Origin of the sequence: Rhizobium sp. BK661, from assembly GCF_024808825.1 — a bacterium.
Classification (GTDB): Bacteria; Pseudomonadota; Alphaproteobacteria; order Rhizobiales; family Rhizobiaceae; genus Rhizobium.
Window position 1 is genome coordinate 36,860 of record NZ_JANTYT010000024.1, and the last position, 18,139, is coordinate 54,998.

The 18,139-nt window shown below is 61.2% G+C and carries 10 protein-coding genes; 1 reads left to right on the forward strand and 9 read right to left on the reverse strand.

What is annotated here, in order from left to right; genetic code table 11:
- Positions 1-54: 54 nt before the first annotated feature.
- The gene (locus FHX16_RS27675) at positions 55-1,095 is read left to right on the forward strand and encodes a nitrous oxide reductase family maturation protein NosD (protein ID WP_246712752.1); all 1,041 of its coding nucleotides are present in this window, start codon (positions 55-57) and stop codon (positions 1,093-1,095) included.
- Between the two features lie 32 nt (positions 1,096-1,127).
- On the opposite strand, the gene FHX16_RS27680 is transcribed toward FHX16_RS27675, so the two are convergent.
- The 9 genes from FHX16_RS27680 to FHX16_RS27720 all read right to left on the reverse strand — a co-directional run bounded on the left by FHX16_RS27680 (position 1,128) and on the right by FHX16_RS27720 (position 17,845).
- Positions 1,128-2,417, reverse strand: a complete 1,290-nt coding sequence (locus FHX16_RS27680; protein ID WP_183864469.1) for an SEL1-like repeat protein — start codon at positions 2,415-2,417, stop codon at positions 1,128-1,130.
- Between the two features lie 25 nt (positions 2,418-2,442).
- On the reverse strand, positions 2,443-5,313 hold the full coding sequence (locus FHX16_RS27685) for a tetratricopeptide repeat protein (RefSeq protein WP_259131522.1): 2,871 nt from the start codon (positions 5,311-5,313) through the stop codon (positions 2,443-2,445).
- A 12-nt stretch (positions 5,314-5,325) separates the two neighbouring features.
- Complete coding sequence (locus tag FHX16_RS27690; RefSeq protein ID WP_183757385.1) at positions 5,326-5,604, reverse strand: hypothetical protein; 279 nt, start codon at positions 5,602-5,604, stop codon at positions 5,326-5,328.
- Positions 5,588-8,563, reverse strand: a complete 2,976-nt coding sequence (locus tag FHX16_RS27695; RefSeq protein ID WP_183864471.1) for an SEL1-like repeat protein — start codon at positions 8,561-8,563, stop codon at positions 5,588-5,590. Before FHX16_RS27695 ends, FHX16_RS27690 begins: the two co-directional genes overlap by 17 nt.
- The gene (locus tag FHX16_RS27700; protein ID WP_183864472.1) at positions 8,560-9,732 is read right to left on the reverse strand and encodes an alginate lyase family protein; all 1,173 of its coding nucleotides are present in this window, start codon (positions 9,730-9,732) and stop codon (positions 8,560-8,562) included. Before FHX16_RS27700 ends, FHX16_RS27695 begins: the two co-directional genes overlap by 4 nt.
- Positions 9,729-13,460 carry a right-handed parallel beta-helix repeat-containing protein gene (locus FHX16_RS27705; RefSeq protein ID WP_259131526.1) on the reverse strand — a complete coding sequence of 1,244 codons (3,732 nt, stop codon included), beginning with the start codon at positions 13,458-13,460 and terminating at the stop codon, positions 9,729-9,731. The genes FHX16_RS27700 and FHX16_RS27705 overlap by 4 nt, the downstream gene beginning before the upstream one ends.
- Positions 13,461-13,538: 78 nt before the next feature.
- Positions 13,539-14,669 carry a PilZ domain-containing protein gene (locus FHX16_RS27710; protein ID WP_259131528.1) on the reverse strand — a complete coding sequence of 377 codons (1,131 nt, stop codon included), beginning with the start codon at positions 14,667-14,669 and terminating at the stop codon, positions 13,539-13,541.
- A 10-nt stretch (positions 14,670-14,679) separates the two neighbouring features.
- Complete coding sequence (locus FHX16_RS27715) at positions 14,680-16,335, reverse strand: glycosyltransferase (protein WP_183864474.1); 1,656 nt, start codon at positions 16,333-16,335, stop codon at positions 14,680-14,682.
- Positions 16,336-16,453: 118 nt separating this feature from the next.
- Positions 16,454-17,845, reverse strand: coding sequence for a nucleotide sugar dehydrogenase (locus FHX16_RS27720; protein ID WP_183757390.1), 1,392 nt, complete (start codon positions 17,843-17,845; stop codon positions 16,454-16,456).
- Positions 17,846-18,139 lie beyond the last annotated feature (294 nt).

An 18,139-nucleotide genomic window follows, 5' to 3' on the forward strand; every position in this document is an offset into this window, starting at 1 on the left:
AAGCCTGCTTGCACTGCCCGCCTCAATCCGTCGATGAAACGCGAGAGACATGCAATGGCCCCTGCATTCCCGTCCCGTCATTACGCCGTCCTTGTGACGGTGATCTGTGCATGCACGGCCTTCGCCAGCCCCGGGCTTTCGGCGACGATTGACGTTACGCCATCCGGAGGCAGGACGATCCAGTCCGCGCTTGAAAGAGCTGCGCCAGGCGACGTGATCCGGTTGAAGCCGGGGATCTACTACCAGGACTTCAAGACGGTCCGCGACGGCAGGCCCGGCAAGCCGATCATCATCACCGGTCCGCGCTCTGCGGTCGTCAAGGGCGGCGGTGCAGCAAGGGTGATCGAGATCAATCATGATTATCTCGAATTGCGGGGCTTCACGGTCGATGGAAAATTCGGCGCCCGCCACGACAAGGGCAGTTACAGGGACAAGCTGATCTATGCGGTCGGCAAAAGGCCCGGGGATGGCGTGACGGGTCTTCGCATCGTGAACATGTCGGTCAGGAATGCCGGTGGCGAATGCATCAGGCTGCGCTACCAGACGCGTCAAAACGAGATTGCCTATTCCACGATCGGCAATTGCGGCCTCTATGATTTCGCCTTCAGGGGCGGCGGCAAGAACGGTGAAGGAATCTATATCGGCACCGCGCCCGAGCAGCGCGGCGCCCATGGAGCACCCGACCGCGCCGTCGATGCTTCCGACGGCAACCACGTGCATCACAATGTCATCGATACGAACGGCAATGAATGCGTCGACATCAAGGAGGGATCGAGCCGCAACATCGTCGAGCACAACCAGTGCAGTGGCCAGAGGGACAAGAATTCCGCCGGTTTTGATTCTCGCGGGAACAACAACGTGTTCCGCTACAACACCGTCAGCGACGTGAGGGGGGCGGGTGTGCGCCTCGGCGGCGACAGCGACACGGATGGCATCAACAATGACGTCTACGGCAACACCTTCCGGAAAGTGGGTGTCGGCGTCGTCAAGGCGCAGCGTGGCCCGCAGGGCAAGGTCTGCGGCAACACGTTTGATGGCGACGCCAGGAAGACAAAGGCGGGAAAGACAAAGCTGGAGCCGCTGCGCGACTGCTGATCCTTTATGAGGCAGGCATCCTGCTGCGGAGCTCAATTCGACGACAGCTTCTGGAGCGCGGCCCGTGCCAGTGGATATCCACCTGTCGCGGACTTCTCCAGCCATTGCCGGCCCTTTTCGTCATTCTGTCTATCGCTCGTCGACTGCAGCAGCATCATGCCAAGTAGATACTGGGCCTCGGGATCATTCTGCCTGGCAGCACGCTCGCGGTAGCTTTCGGCCTTTTCGAGCGAGGCATCGACCCCGGTTCCGTAGTAGTAGGCATTGCCAAGTGCCTTCGAGGCCTGTGCGTAACCACTGTCTGCCGCCAGGGTCAGACTTGCGATGATCTTGTCTTTCTTGTCCTTGTCGAGATCCGAGCGGGCGAGCGCCTTGGACAGGTAGTCGACGGCCTCGGGATCGCCGCCCTGGGCCAATGTCTGGAACATCGAGACGGCTTCGGCAACCGCCTCAGGTGTTCCCCTCTTCCAAAGTACTTCTGCCATGATCTTCAGCGCATTTGGATCAGCCTTTGGCCCGGCGGCCCGGATCGCCGCCATTGCCTTGTCCTGCGCTTCCGGAGCGTAGTCGAGATTGAGAAGCTGCTTTGCCGGCCGGCCGGCATCGGCGGGATTGAGTGCCATCGATTGCAAAAGGAGGTCGGAGCTTGCCGCCATGTCCTCCTGGCTGTTGCTCAGCACGACCCGCTTCGCCATTTCGGTGTAGAGCTTTGCCCGGCGCGCCGGTTCGAGGCGGGCGGCCCACTTCTTGGCCTCGACAATATTCTTCGGCGTACCGCGTCCTTCGACAAGAGCAAGGGACAATGCCTCGATACCCTTTGCATTTCCCACGACCGCCGCCCAGCGATACCATTTATAGGCGACCGCGTCATTCCGGGGGATGTCCTGGCCTTCGAAGTGGATCAATCCATAGGCCGCCACACAGCTCTTGCATCCGCGCATCGCTTCGGTTGCAAGCGAGCGAAGGACAGCCGGCGTCCTCTCCCCGAAGCTATAGTCGTTCATCAGTACGCCCTTGGCGAGAAGCCTGGTGGCGTCCCGCGACGTCGGCTGGGCGAGCAGAAGCGCGAAGCCGTAATCGGGATCACGCACCAACCTGTCCTTGGTGGTCAGAGCTGCCGTTGCAATCAGCAGCCGTTTCGGCAGGGGAAGCCTCGCTGCTGCGGCGGCGTCAGGCCATCCCTTTGCGATCCGCATCGCCTCGAAGTTTGCGTAGGTCTCGACTACGGGCTTCGGCGTCGGCTTCACAACCTTGGCCGACGCCGGCATGGCGACAACTGTTGCCATCAGAGCGGTCAGTATTATGCAAAGGGTGCTCTTCATGACGCCTGCTCCTGCCTTCATCTCTTCATCTTGCCTGGTCGGTCGACCGGCCAAGCCAGCGCTGCGCTTCTTCTGCATCGGGCTTCGTGCCGAACCCGATCTGCAACGCGATCGCGTACTTCTCGAATGCCCCGCGGTATCCGGCGTGCGCCGCTTTGGCGAGCCATTCGGTACTCATGCTGTCGGAATGTTCGAACCCGTGCGTGCCGGCGGCATAAAAATCGGAGACGTTGAGCATGGCCGGCCCGCTTCCGAGCGAGGCAGCCTTCAGGGTCCAGGTCTTTGCCGCCGGCGCAAAGGCCGGGCTTCCTTCGGCGAGCCTCAGATAAAGCCTGGACAAAAGACTGGCGACCTGGGCGGAATTCTCGGCCGCGAGATCACGTAGCAGGATATCGATCTTTGCGTCGCCGCTTGTCGGATCATTGAGCGAGCTTTGCTCGGACAGAATCTCCTTGACCAGGCTTTCCAGGGCGCCCTCGTCACCGAGCCGAGCGCTTCTCAGGAGCCAGATGTAGCTGTTCTTTTCGTCGAGCGGCAGCCCATCGCCGGCTCCGTACATCCGGCCGATCTCGCGCATGGCCTCGCGCTTTCCGCCTTCCGCGGCGGTCTTCATCAGCTCGATCGCTCTTGGCTTGTCGGCCGGGCGCTCATTGAGAAGGAACCTTGCGACCTGATACTGCGTGGTCGGGTCCCGCATCGGCGCTGCCATGACCCTGTCGAACAGATCGAAATAATTCTGCCTGAACTGCGGCACGGACCGCATCGCCAGGGCAGCCTGCACCTGTTCCTTCTCCGAGCAGAGTGGCCGGTCGAGCACAGACTTCAGAATGGCGGCCTTCCGGTCGTCGCGGCCCTCGACGTCGGCCTGCACGAGGGTGGCGCGCAGATCGCCTGTGGCGCTCGCCCGGCCGAGCCATTGCTGCCATTCCATGCCACCACCATCCGCGGCTGCGACCCTCATGTCCACCAGCCGCAGCATGGCCGGAACGCTTCCCTTGGCGGCCGCCGCCGCAAACAGCGATGTAGCTTTCCGGGGATCGGGCTCGAGTGTCGGATCGGGATCGGCATAAAGCCTCGCCAGTTCGAAGAGCAGGTCCGGGTTGCCTGTCGCGGCCGCTGTCTCGAGGATTGCGCGTGCCTTGACGGCATCGCGTTTTTCGGGAGCATCGGGCGACAGAAGCGAGCGTGCCTCGGTCACCGCTGCAACGCCGGGGTCGGATGTCACGGCGCGCTTGTGCCAGGCTTCGGCTGCCTCGCCGTCCTTTTGCGTGCCGCGCCCGTCGCGATAGGACAGGCTGATGCGCATCATGGCCTCGACGTCGCCCTGTTCGGCCGCCTGCTTGAGAAAGTCGAGCGATGCGGCGCTTCCTGCATCTGTTCGTTTGGCTGCCGCTTCATCCGCCAATGCAAGGAGGCTTGCCACATTGCCGGCGGCTGCGGCCTTTTCGAGCCAGGCATGGGCGATCTCAGGGTTCCTCTCGACGCCGGCGCCACAGGAATAAAGCAAAGAAAGTTCGCTCATCGCGACCCCAAGGCCCCGGTCCGCAGCCGTCTTGAGATAGGCGAGCGGATCTTCGTCGAGCTTGATCGATGGCTTGTCTCCAGACGAAAGCTTGTAGAGCTCGAAGGCCGAAAGGGACGATCCGCGATCGACAGCCTTCATGAGCACCTTCCTGGCGCGCTCGAAGTCGGCGGCACTGGCAGAGCCTCCGGCATAGAGCGTGCCGAGCCGTTCCAGCGTCTTCAGATTGGCATCGGGCAGTGCCGCCGCCTTCTCGAGATTCTGCTGCTCCAGCCCGGTATCGACGCCGGCGCCGTAGCCGCCGCGATAGTAGGCGGCCTTCATTTCATAGGCGCGCGGGTTGTTGCGCTCTGCCTCCGCGGCAAGCAGGTTGAATGCCTCGGTCCGGCCGCTGCCGTCAGGCGAGGTCGAAAGCAGAAGGTCGGCAAGGGCAAGCCGGCTTGCGGAATGGCCAAGCGCCGACGCCTGTCTCAGCAAGTCGGTCGCCTGTTGCCTGCTCGCGTCATCGGTCTCCTGCAGATAGCGCCGCGCAAGTGTCGACATGGCCCTGACGTCGCCGAGATTCACCGCGGCCTGCAGCCATTGTGCGGATCCCGCCCGGTCATCGAGCCCGAGATCGGCATCGGTCATGATGTCGGCGAATGCAGTCAGGACGCTACAATCGCCCGTTCCCAGCCTTTCCGACAGCTTTGCCACGGCGCGATTAAGATAGACACGGCTTTCATCCGGATTGCTCGACAATTGGGGATTGCGGAAATAGAGACGGGCAAGCTCGAGGTCGGCGGCCGGATCGCCGGCATTTGCTGCCGCTGTCAGGTAGCTCAGCGCCTTGGCGGCGTCGGCAGGGATGACGGACCCTTCGCGATAGAGCCTGCCAAGGAAAGTTCCCGCCTCGATCGTGCCGCGCCTGATTGCCTCAGTCTCGACCTTGACGATCTCATCGCCGTGAAGAGAAGCATCATCCTTGTCTGCAAGGATACGGCCATAAAGGTGCAGTGCCCGTCCTGATCCCGCAAAGGGAACCTCTATGAGGTAGCGGGCAATACGTTCGGCGGTGGCCGGGCTTCTTGTGAAGCGGCTATAGGGATTGAAGAGCGTCTGGGCATCTCTCAGCATGTCGTCCGGTGACATCGTGCCGGCGCTTTTGCCGTTCCAGCTGCTCCAGTTTCGCGGTGCAGGCGCGGCGGGCGGCGTGACGCAGATATGCGAGTAGTCGAAATCGGGGCTCAACGGGATCAACGTGCCCGGGGCGGCGATCGCCCCGGTCGAAAGGATCGGCGCGTATAGGGCAAGCATGGCAGTCACGGCCAGTCCGAAAAGTGGCCGGCCGTTTCGAGCCTCTACCGCATTCAATCTGCTGTTTCCGTTCGCCATGCCAACATCACCTTACTGCTTCCGGTCGTCGTCGTTCTTGCTGCGGGTGGCCTTTCCTCTCCGGTGCAGGCGCTGGCGCGCTTGCGAGAGGATTTCGTCTCTCACCAGAACGACCCAGTCATTGGATGGGCCGTGATCGCGATCGCCACGTGCCGGAACAATCAGCGCGGTGCACGCCAGCACCCGCCAACTGCTCTCGGGGGTTCCTTGCAGGTTCACGCCGCTGAGCGGCGGACGCGGCAGACGCTTGCGAAACGTGACGCTGCGTTGGCGCTCACTCTTCCACACCATTGTCTTCCACCCCTTTGTCTTCTGCCCCTGGCGAGGATGCGGCCGTGCCGTCTCCCGCCTGCATCGTCCTGAGCTTCTTGGCGGCCTGGACATGCTTCAGCGCCCGGGCGCTCTCCAACCATTTGATGGCCTCGGCCCTGCTTGCGTCCGTATTGTCGGCTTCGAGTTGCAGGGCGAGATGAAACATTGCCGTGGTGCTTCCCGCATTGGCGGCACGAAGCTCCCATTCCCGTGCCTTTTCAAGGTTCCTGTCGACACCGATGCCGTATTGATAGACCTCGGCCAGACGGTACATGGCGTCGGAGGCATCCCATCCGGTGCTCGCAGACGCCCGTTCCAGCCAGAGAATGCCAGCCTCGGGATCGCGTTGGGTGCCGAAGCCGGACAGAAGCGCGATGCCGGCCCCGATCATCGCGGAGACGTGACCTTCCTTTGCGCCGCGCATGTTCATCCGGAATGCTTGCGATGCATCGACACCGGGTCCGACGGCTGAACCATAGGTTTCGGCAAGGTCGTGCCAGGCAAATGCATAGCCATGGTCGGCCGCCGAGCGCAGCAGCTGAAGGCCCTTGTCTTCCTTCTTTTCGACACCGCTGCCCCACATGTAGGCGAGGCCAAGTTCGCGTGTCGCCATCGGATTGCCAGCATCGGAGGCCGTCTTCAGGTTGGTCGCCGCGACCGCGAGATCGCGCTTGACACCGCGGCCCTCGCGATAGGCTCGCGCCAGGCGCATGTTAGCGGACGGATCTGTCGGATGGATCACCAGCGCGGCACGGTAGTAGCCGACGGCCCGCGGCTCGTCGCCCTCGACAAACTGGCCATCCATGTAGAGATCGCCGAGTTTCGTAAGGGCATCGATCTCACCCTTCTGCGATGCCTGTTCGAGCAGCTCCAGGCCGGCCGGAACATCCTTCGCGTCCCCTTTCCCCTCGATGTAGACATTGGCGAGGGCAACGGCGGCACCTGGAATATTCGCGCCGGCAAGTTCACGCAGCATGAAGGCAGCCTGACCGTTCAGCCTGACGTCGGAAGGCAGCAGCATGGCGCTTGCCAGACGTACTTTCTCGCGTGGGATATCGCTGACGGTCTTCAGTGCAAGACGCAGCCATTGGATGCCGACATCAGGATTCTGGGCCCGCTCCGAAAGGTACTGGTAAAGTTCGACGGCAGCCGGGCTGTTCTTCTTCCGGGCGGCCGTGGTCAATCGGCTGATCGCTTCGTCGAGCTTGCCGTTGGCCTTGAGGAACCTTGCCATTTCCACCGGCGCTTCGCGGTTTCCCGCTGCAATCGCACTGGAGAAGGCTTCATGCGCGTCCTTGAACGCGCTGTCTCCGCCACGCGAGAGGTAGAGGTTGGCAAGGTTTACCAGTGCGTCGGTGGCACCAAGCGCGATTGCCTTCCTGTAGAGGGTCACAGCCTTGTCGAAGTCCTGGCGGACGAGCTTGCCATCGGCGTAAGCCTGGGCCTCCTTGAGCATGGCGCTTTCGCTGCCGGCGCTCGATGCGCGCTCGATGAAGGGAAAGGCCTTCCTCTGCGTATCGTTGTCGGGGGAGGAAAGGTAGACGTCGGCAACGCGATTGAGGACCTCGACCGATTCTGCATGTGCAAGAGCCTTGAGATAGTGATCGATGGCTTTCGTCTCGTCGACGGCGCCAAGGACGCCTTTCGCATACATGTCGCCAAGCAGCATTTCCCCGGTCACGCTGCCTTTTGAGGAAAGCTCAGACAGCTTGGCGGCGGCAAGCGCCACATTTTCATGGCTGCGCAGTGACGGGACATCGATGACGATATGGGCGAACCGTGTCAGCGCCGCGCCCGATCCGTTTTCGACGCCAAGCCTGAAAATGTTTGCCGCGCGGGTCTGATCGATGACGACGCCGGCGCCGTCCCGGAAGCTCTCGCCGATCCGGACCAGGTCCTCGGGAGCCACCCGGCCGGACATCGTCGCCTCGTAAAGGGCGTCCGACGACGTCCTGCGCTGCTCGGCCGTCTCCTGCAATGCCTGCGAATAGTAGAGGACCGCCGTGGCGTCCTTGGCGTCGATCAGCTTTCCGATCCAGGTGTCATAGACTGCAGGTGGCACGGAAAGCTTGCCGGCATCGGCAAAATCGCGGACCAGCTCCTGTGCAGCCTCGATCGACCCCTCGCGCGCGGCCGCCTCGTACTGCTTGACTGCGGCGGCGGGATCAAACAGCGGGGAGTCCGGATTTGCGAGCAGGCGGGCGACCCACAAGGTGGCCGTCGCCTGTCCGAGTTCCGCCGACTTGCGGTACCAGGAGAGTGCCTTTTCCTGATCCTCCGGTTTGGCCGATAGCCTGCGATAGTAGCCACCAAGATCGAATGCGGCGTTGGCGTCGCCGCGCGCGGCTCGCTGGCCAAGGAGGTTGATGCCGAATTGCGTCATGGCGGCCGCCTGTTCAGGGGTCGAGCCGGGAAGCTTGGCAAGCTCGAATGCTGCCGCCGCGTCGCCAAGGCGAAGGGCAAGATTGAGGTCATCACGCGCCTGCGCGATCCGGTCTGGACGCGATGCCAGCCTTTGCCCGCGAAGAAATGCGGCTTCGGCGTTGCCTGCCTTGATGACATCCTCAAGCAGGGACAGCGCGCGGTCGACATCGACCGGTCCCCCCTCCCCGCTCAGCATCATCTTGGCGAGAAAGAGCTTTGCTTCGCCCTGTCTTGGACCCGGAATCGTCACGGCAGCTTCAAACGCCTGGCGCGCCTTTGGAAAATCCGGAACCCGCAGCGGATTGTCGACCGAGACCGCATCCCCACCTTGCAATTGTCTGGCGAGCTTGACCAGACCGTCGCTGTCGTGGCGCTGAATGAGGAGATCGACCTGCTGTGCCGGTTCTACCACCAGTTCTGACGCCGCTTCGTCGGCTGCCAGGACAGGCGTCGACAAAGCGAGGCACATGGCTGCGACAAGAACAGAGTGGCGGCGGTTCCGGCAACGGGTCATCCTTGCCTCCAGAAGCAGGTGGCGTTGCCACCGGCGAACTCATCGATGAGAGGACGTTCGTTCGCACCTTCCCGCTCGAGGAGGGCCCCTGCCCGCCTGCCCGGGAAGTTCTCCGGCTCGCGCACTGCGATGGCTTCGAGGAAGGCGAGATAGTGCCGTCCGTTGCCGCGGTTTTCCAGGAAGCCGAAATCGGGCTTCATGAAATCCTCCTCCGGACCTGGAATATAGTTCTCCGCCGCGTAGGCGTTGACCAGGATCGGGTTGGTCATGCCGTTCATCCAGTAGGACAGCACCGTCCACATCGATTTTTTGGCACCGTCTGACGTGGCCGTGGCGTCGAACAGATCGTCGCCTGCGCCCCTGGCGATTTCAGCCATGACGGTCATGCTCGTCAGCGACTGGCGCATGTACCAGAGGGAGCGCGCACCGCGGCGGGTTTCGAGAGGCAGGCTGCCGTCGGCGCGCGCATCGTCAAGGATGACGCGGAAGCGGTCGATACCCTTCTGATAGAGCGCCCGGTCGCCGGTCAGGCTGCCCCAGGCCATCAGCACGCTGTCGGCGAGATACCGGTGATTGTTGTAGTCGACACTTCCCTCGAACATCTGGTCGGTGCGCCGAACCAGCGGATCGATCCAGGCAGTGAGCTTCTGCTTGTCTTCATCGCTGAGCCCGTCGCGAATGATCGAAAAGGCAACAACGGTCGGCAGCATCAGCCGCTTCAGGGCGTAATAGGCGTCGTGGATTTTCTCGGTCTTAGAAAATGCGCCGGCGTCCGCCCATTTCAGCAGGAACCGCTTCAGCATGTCCTCCGCACGCTTGTCGCCCGCGAGTGCGCGGCCAGAGAGCACCATGACAGCAAACGCATACTGGTTGCCGGACCCGTCGGTTCCGTAGCCTTCGGTGGTCGTCAGGCCCTTGACAATCTCGATGTCCATCCACTTTGGATCGGCGTCGACCGACAGGCATGCCTTGCGTGCGTCGGACGATGATTTCTGCGCGAGGAATGCCCTGCGGGCTGCGACGTCGAAGAGGCCCTGATAGGAAGCGCTGTCGGTCGTCTCTGAAGCCGCCGCCAGCGTCTCAAGGGGCGATACTGCCACAGTTGATAGGAGGGCCAGGAAGGCGAGCCCGTGGCGCACGGCCATGAACATGGGAGCCGCTTTTTTCACGTGCTGTCTCCTTTTGCGTGGAAGCCATCGAACTGGACCGAGCCATGCGTGTCCGTGCAGTTGCCTTCTGCTTTGCTGTCGAAGAAGAGGGCATCGTTTTCCCCGACCAGTCCGGCCTTGCGGAACGCACATTCATAGTTGACCGGGCGCAGCGGCCGGCATGTGGAGGCGATTGCGACAGGTTCATGCCCGTTGAAGCGCAGGACATGTCCCTCGAAGGGACGGGCGTCGCCGTCGAGTAGGCGTCCTTCCTGGCTCTGGAATTCGTTTTGCGCAAGCGTCACGCCGGAAGCACCGTCCGCCTTGATGCCCTTGCCGTTGGCGGAAATCAGGTTGCCCGTCGCTGTGAAGGTTGTCAGCGGCACATAGGGATCCATGACAAGATCGCGCCTGTGCTCGTCTTGCGCGGAAGACAGGTCGCTGATGTAACCGCTGATCGCCTCGAGCTTGTTGCGAACGATCGTATTGTCCCTGACGGCGACATCCCAGCTGTTGCGAAGCCTGATCCCGGACCGGCCGTTGTCGATGAAGGCATTTGCGACCGCAAGATTGCAACTGCTTTCGAAGAAGGTCAGTCCGTCCTGGTCGTTTTCGAAGGAGAAGTTGCCATAGAGAAGGTTGTCGACGCTGTCGCGGTCCAGCATGAGGCCGGAGCCCTTGTTGTGGAAAACGACGTTGCCGACCTTCCAGCTGGCGTCGACGCCGCGCGAGATGATGATCCCATGCTTCACGATGGTGTCGTGGGCGGTGTTGAGCGCGATCAGCAGCCGCTGCGAGCGGTCGTGCGGATCGACCGCGTACAGAACATTGTTCGCGTACTCGTTGCCAACAAGGGAGATGTCATCGGCTTCATAGGAGTAGAAGCCGTATTCGAAATTGTGGAAGTAGTTCTCGACGACAATGCCGGTCGGGTTTTTCAAGGCATCGCGGGCCTTGGCGATGGCCTTCGGACCGGCCGAAAAAGTCAGCCCGAATGACTTCGAGGCTGCATAGCCCAGCGAATCCATGACCGATCCGCCAATATACATTTCTGAATTGCTCCAGCCGACAATGAACGGGCGGAAGGATCCGCGCGTGGCCTTGCTGGAGCTCCTCGGCTCGTTCAGCGTCTCGTCCCACGATGTCACCGTCGTGTCCTGGATGTAGAGTTTGCCGGCAATCGCCATGAAGGCACCGCCAGTTGCCGACAGGCGATAGACGGAGGCCTCCTGGCCGGACAGGATCAGGCTTGCTTCCTCGCCGACGAGCAAGGGAGCGCGAAGGGTCACGACATCACCGTCCCGTTCGATGAGCGGCGTGTCGCCGACGCTGCCGAGCTGCATCGCCAGACTGCCAAGCGTATAGATGCCGCTCTGGACAACAATGATCCGCGGGTAAAGCAGGCCCTGCGCCCGTGCCGCATGGGAGAGGCCGGTCGATCCGCCGGCGAGATCTTCCATGAACTTGCTCTCATAGGGACTGAGGTTTCCAAGCGTTATCGAGACACGCCCCGCGACAGGCAGCGGAATCATCGCGCGCGTGGTCGCTGCGGTCTTGCTGATATCTGGATAGCCCTGGGCAAGCGGCGGCGTCGACATCGACGTCGTATGGATCGACATCCTGCCGTCGCTGAAGATCGACTTGGACACGCCTGCGGTGGATTGGTCCTTGTCCTGCGCCCCGCTCACTGGCATCACGTAGTCCGCAGGCTCGCCCCTGCCCATCCCGAAACCGAGGCGGTCGAGATGGGAGAGTTGCACTTCAGCGATGGCCCGAAACGTCTTCACGCGCAACATCGGATCGCGAATGTCACGGGTGGAAAGGACAGCTGTCTTGACATAGGCCGGATCGCTCGCGGCTGCGACAAGCACCTCGGCCCTGATGGCCTCCTCGCCCGCCGAGAGCTGGCTGTCGAGATAGGCAAACGCACTCTTGGCATCGCCGGACAGGGCGGCGCGGCTTGCGATGCGTCCGGCTGCCTTGGCCTTCAGCTTCTCGTCTGAAATCTTTCCGACGAGCGATTTGGCAAGGTCGATCTGATTGGACTTTGACAGGTAGTCGATGATGTCCAAATAGAGGTCGTCACGCTGTTGCGCCTTGCCTATGCCGCCGGTGAAGCTGATGGCCTGACCGACGACATCGCGGGCGCGGTCAGCCCCGCTCTTTCCGGACATTTCCTTGGCGAGGCGCAGCAGGGCTTCAACGCGATACTCCGGCTCCTTGATCGACGTTGCAAGGCCGAGCGCATCGTCGATCCTGCCGCTGCGGGCAAAGACCCGGACGATTTCCGACTGCACGCGACCCTTGTCCTCATCGTTTGCGATCTCGTTTGCAATGCTCGCTGCCGCATTGAGATCGCCTGCCCTTGCCTTCGCACGACCAATGCCTGAAAGGGCCTGTTCGCGGTCCTTCTGTTCGGCAATTTTCGGCAGAAGCGCTTCAGCCTTGGTGAGGTCGTCGCTGTCTGCGAATGCCTTTGCAAGATTGCCAAGCGCACTTGACGCTCCCGCCATGTCCGTCAGCTGGCCTGCAAAGGCGCTGGCATCGTCAAAGCGCTTCAGATCGGTAGCACCGCTGATCGCCGCAATAAGGGCTGCTTCCTTCGCCTCGCCGCTCAACGCCTTGGCGATGGTCGTGCCTCGCTGATATTGTTCGAGGGCCATCTTGGTCAGGCCGCGATCGTCAAGTTCGGTCGCCAGGATGAAGTCGATCTCCGCAAGTCCCGGACCGGTCTCCATCGCTTCGGTCATTGCGGTCGCGTCGATCAGGCGATTGGCATCGACACGGTTCTTCACGATGCGGACGATCAGGTCTTCCTGGTCGCTCCTGTCGGCCAAGCTCGTGGACAGCACCGGAAACAGGTTTACGGCATTTGCCTTGAGCGCGGCATCGAGCACCTCATTCATCGCTTGCGCGCGATGTTTCGACGATTCCGGATCGACCGCGAGGGCGAGAAGCAGGGCCTGCTCGATCCGGCCGGCGGAGAGTTCGGTTTCGATTGCGGCGGAGAGATCGTCGAACTTGGCGTCCCTGACATCCGTCTTGCCGACTTTCCGATCGCCGAGGATACGAAGGGCAACGTCGTAGCGCGCAAACCCTCGCATCCGTGTCGGCCACATGCTGCTGACCGCCCTGTTGATGATCTTCGAGGTCAGCATCGGTTCGACATATGCGCCAACCTGGGCGATATCGTTCAGCGCTGCGTTCTTTTCCTGGGCCGAGGTCAATTTGGCGGTCTCGCCGATGGCCCGATCGAGAAGGGCAAGAGCCGCATCATGATCGCTTGCGATCTGGCGGGCATAATAGGCGAGAGCGGAGACCTTCAGCGCCGGCGCCGAGAGTTCTTCAATCAGCTCGTCGATCTTCACCCGCGTGGCGATGCGCTCGTCGGGATCGACGCCCTTGTCCGTCAGGCTGGATAAGATCGCGCTCAGCGATCCGGACGTCACGACATCGGGCGTGATGCCATCCGTCTTCAATCCGTCTATGCCCGTTCGCGCTGCCTCGTCACCGCTCTCTGCCGCCTGTTTCAATGCGGTCAGCTCGTCGCGGGCGCGGTCATAGGCCTTGACGCGATCGGCTGGCGCCTTGGCCTTGTCGACGTCAAGGATGGACTGGTGGATCCTGTCGATGATCTCGTCGGCGCTATCAGCGGCCCGCGCGCATGCCGGGGCCAGGCCGATGGCGAGGACGACGACAGCCAGAACCGGGGCCGTCAATTCTGCGAGGGATCGCTTTGTGCAGGTCATACGCATGGACTCCGTCCGTTTCCTCGTCATTGCAGACTGTCGAACTCGCTTGACGTGCTGTTGCACGCGGGGCGCGTCTCACCCTTTCGGCTGTGCAGGTGGCGTGCTCCCGGTATCGATTGCCCCGACCGCCTCGCTTACGGCTTCGGTGAGCGGAAGCCCCGTCCAAGGCAGTTGCACGAAGCGGACGGTCACGGGCGTTCCGACGAAGGACGACAGGTCGGCATCGCCGACGTCGATGTTGATCGGGATCCGGTCGCCGGATTCAAGGTCGGTGGTTGTCAGCTTCGGCAGGTCCCGGATCGATGCGTTCGGGATCCGCGGTCCATGCGGAAGATCGACGAGCACCCGCGCGCCCCTGAAGAGGCGCTGCGCCTCGGTGTAGTCGACCATCGCCACGACATGCGGCTTGGCATTGGCCATACGCAGGGAAAGAAGCCGCTGACCGGCCCTCACCTGGCTGTCCAGTTCCACCTGAACGTCCTGAACAATGCAGTCACAGCGGGCGAGCACGCTGATGCTCTTGTTGTTGGCCGTCGGCAATATCGTCGCTACCGGATCGCCCGCCTTAACCGCCCCTTCAGTCACGACGTTGGTGAGGACCCCGTCGGACGGCGCAATCACGGGCGCTGAATCGATCGTCACGAGCGACTCGTCAGCGCGGAAGGTCCAGAGTTTCTGATAGAGCGCGCCCCACAGGAACAGGACGACCGCCAGGCAGAGAGTTCCGAGCAACCCAATGCGAAGCGACCGCTCGGCGAGCGCCGCATAGCGATGGCGTCCCGAGGGTTCCAGAGGTTCGGCTTCCTTCTTGCGGGTGTGGTGCTCGATCGACCGGCTCGTTAGATCGAGAAGGTCGTTGAGGGTGACAACCTCACCGGTCAGATGCGCATCCCTGACATAACGGAGGAAGCGAAGTTGTTCTTCGGTCAGGGACATGTACTGGAATCCGGTACGTCCCTTGACCGGATCGTTGTAGCGAACCTGCGCGGTCACTCTCAGGGTGAAGACAAAGCCGTCGAAGGGGAATTCCAGGTCGACGGGAAACGTCCCGAACTCCTGTAATCGGGTCTTGCCGGTCGCGACGCCGATACCGCCGACCGACCAGTCGAGGCACTCATAGCGGTAGCCCTCGATGATGCATTTCAAGGGAAGCTTAAAACGTGGATGCTGGCGCTGTACATCGGCTTCGAATTTGACGACGTTCATATCCGCTTCCTCAATCTATCGGGTCCAGTCCGTAGGCCATTGCAAGTATGGATGCGTCCGGGACAGCCAATTGCCCCAGCACGAGAGCGACGAGTGTGATGAAAACCATGACCGCGGTGACCTGCACGAAAGCGGAGGACGCTTCGCGAAGCCGCCCGGCGAAACGGGTACGACCATCTGCAAGCGTTGTCTTCTGGCGGGTCCAGCGCTGCTTGTTGAGATGGAAGAAGATGTAGGTCTTGATGATCGATCCGTAGATCTGGTTGAAGTAGATGAAAAACGGATAGAGGGCAGACACCCGCGGTCTGGAATTGAACAGCATCAGCGTCAATACGTAGCGGGTAACCAGAACCCAGAGAACGTAGATCAGGAACGCGAATGGCGTTTCGAACAGCCCGACCAGACACACCATTGCCAGTCCGGCAAGGGAGGTCCACATCGACACGCGCTGATCGAAGATTGTCCACCAGGTGAAGTAGCCGACCTTGCGCGGTCCGAGCCTCAGTGCCCGCGAATTGGTGCGCAGCATGTTGCCGAACCAGCGCACCATCAACTGCGTCGCCGCCGGGAAAAACCGTTTCGACGGAGGTTCCTCAACGGTTGCGACGACGACATCGGGAACGTAGAGCATCTGGTAGCCGTTGCGCAGAAGCCAGAACCAGCTCGACTTGTCGTCACCAGTTAGGAATTTCAGGCGGCCGAAGCGCCAGTGATCGACGTAATCAGACTCGACCTGTCTTACGAAGTCGGGATTGCAGACGATCGATGCCCGGAACATCGACATGCGCCCCGTCAGGGTGAGCACCTTGCGGGACAGCCCGTTCGACGACATGAGAATGTGCCGCTGGGCAAAACGCAGGCTGTACCAGATATGGAACTTCGCCTTGCCGTGCACCCGGGAAACCTCGTCGGTCGTCAGCGCCCCGACCCGGCTGCTGGCACGGAAAAAGCCGAGGCATCTGCCGATGAGATCGGGTGGTACGATCGAATCTCCGTCGATGACGGCGACGACGTCGTCCTCTCCTGGGTCCTGCCGGGAGATTGCCCGGAAGGCATAGGCGAGCGCGTCGCGTTTTCCACTGCCGGCAATGCGGGTGATGATCAGCGACACCTTCGTGTTATTGCCACAGATCAGCCGATGAACCAGCTTGATCAGCCGCTGGTCGCCGAGCTCGACAATGGATGCCACGACTGTTGTTTCGCAGGGCGCGCGTTTTGCCGCCTCGAATGCGGCGCGATAGACGGCGGCCGTCGTATCGCTGTCGATGCGGTAGCTGGTCACGAGCAGAAAGGCACGCTGTTTGCTCGCGCTGCCATCACTGGCGCGCATGCAGTCATCGGCGACCTTGCGCATTTTTGGAAAGACAAGAAAGCGATAGATGTTGGACCGCACGAAATGTGTCAGTCCCCAGCCATAGCGCCAGATCGCAAGTAGGCCGAGGCCGAACAGCGCTCCCGAGTGGGCGCTTGCAAGACTGTCGATCGGGGTGATGCAGGCGATGCCGACGACAAGGACGATATAGGCCAGATGCGCCTCGAATGTCTCGCTCCAGGCAACAAAGCGCGCGGCGGCACGACCCTCGCGGCCGAACGTCGACACAGCAGGCAGACGGTCCACTGGTGTCGCAACAGGTCTTGCGTGATCGGCGTACGGTATCCCCGCCATGGTTCCTGCCTTATTGATCATGAACAAAGAGCTGACAGAAATCGGGAAGCCCCCGGGCTTTCCCTCCACCCGCACCGGATGGATGCGCCGGCCACCTGCCGCGGCCGGCGCAGAACAATCACCAGCACAAACCGTGGTAGGTGACGTTCCCGTTCTGCGGCCGTTCGATGCGGGCGAGATCGATCACCGTAACCGGCATGCCGGCGGCTTCGAGTGCATCCTTCAGGCCGGGATACTTGTTGCCGACGACGATGACCTCGGAGGACGCAATGACCTCGTCCATGCTGTCGCGCAAATGGACGGCGATATGCCTGAGGTAGTTGCGGCCCTGGCTGGCATCCCTGGCAACGTGTGGATCGTAGATCGTCACCTCCTTGCCCTTGCCAAGGAAACCCTCGACCAGTTCGAGGAGCGGGCTTTCCCTGAGATCATCGGTGTCTGCCTTGAAGGTCACGCCGATGAAGCCGATTTTTTCGTGCGGTGCCGCATCGACGAGCGAACGCGCGTGATCGATCTGGACGGTGTTGGCAAGCCTGGCCGCATCCAGAAGCGGTGTCGGAACGTTCATCGACCGGCCGAGTGCCGTCAATGCCCTGAGATCCTTGGGAAGGCAGGAGCCGCCAAAGGCAAAACCGGGCTTCATGTAGGCCCGGGAAATATTCAGGCGGGTGTCCGAGCAGAGCACGTCCATCACCACATGGCTGTCGATATCCTTGGCCTTGCAGATGTTGCCGATCTCGTTGGAGAAGCTGATTTTCACGGCATGCCAGCAGTTGTTGGCGTATTTGACGATTTCGGCGCTTCGCATCGGGATGACGTGCGGTGTCACGTCGATGCCGCTGACAAGGTCCCTGAGGGCGTCGATCGAACGGGTATCGTCCCCATACTGTCCAAACACGATCGCGCCTGGTTTGTAGTAGTCAGCAATCGCCGTGCTTTCACGAAGAAACTCCGGATAGTAGGCAATGCCGAAATCACGTCCAGCAACCTTGCCGGAAGCGGTCTCCAGTGTCGGGATGACGATCTCTTCCATCGTACCGGGCAGGATGGTCGACCGCATGACGACGATGTGGAACTCGTTCTTGTGCCGAAGTGCCTTGCCGATATCCTCGCAAACCTGCCGCACATGGCTGGTATCGAGCGTTCCATCGGGAAGACTTGGCGTACCGACACAGCAGAACGAGATATCCGTGTCGTTGATGGCATCGGCTGCCGATTGCGTGGCATTTAGCAGTGCGCCGTCATGGGCGTTGTGAAGCAACTCGTCCAGACCCGGCTCCACGATCGGAGCCTGACCGTCGGCGAGATGGTCGACCTTGAAGGGATCGGGATCGACTGCGACGACGGGGAAACCGTCATTGCAGAGACATGCGGAAGATACGCAACCAACATAGCCGGCACCGAAGACACTGACCCGATGGGTGCGCGTCTCCGTGCCCGGATAGTAGGCGTCGAGAAGAGCAACTTTTTGCGTGGAGGCATGGTGAATGGAATGAAGATCAAGTTCCATGGGCGACCTCTGTCTGCGCGTAGTTAAACCTTCCGAGGAATGACTTCTACGGAATGAATTCTTGCAGTTTAAGGAAACCCCACCCGGACGTATTATTGATCGTCCTTGGTATCGCGGTCATTACATGCTAGGCGCAAATAACTCCGCATGCAACAGTAAAAACATATTTGCGATAATATAATTTTTCGATGCCAAATCCTATATTGAATTAAATCAGGAAAATCAGGCAATTAAGTCCCTGTGATCGAATTTGTTCAGTCGAAACAAAAAGTATATCATGCAAGCATTGGGGCA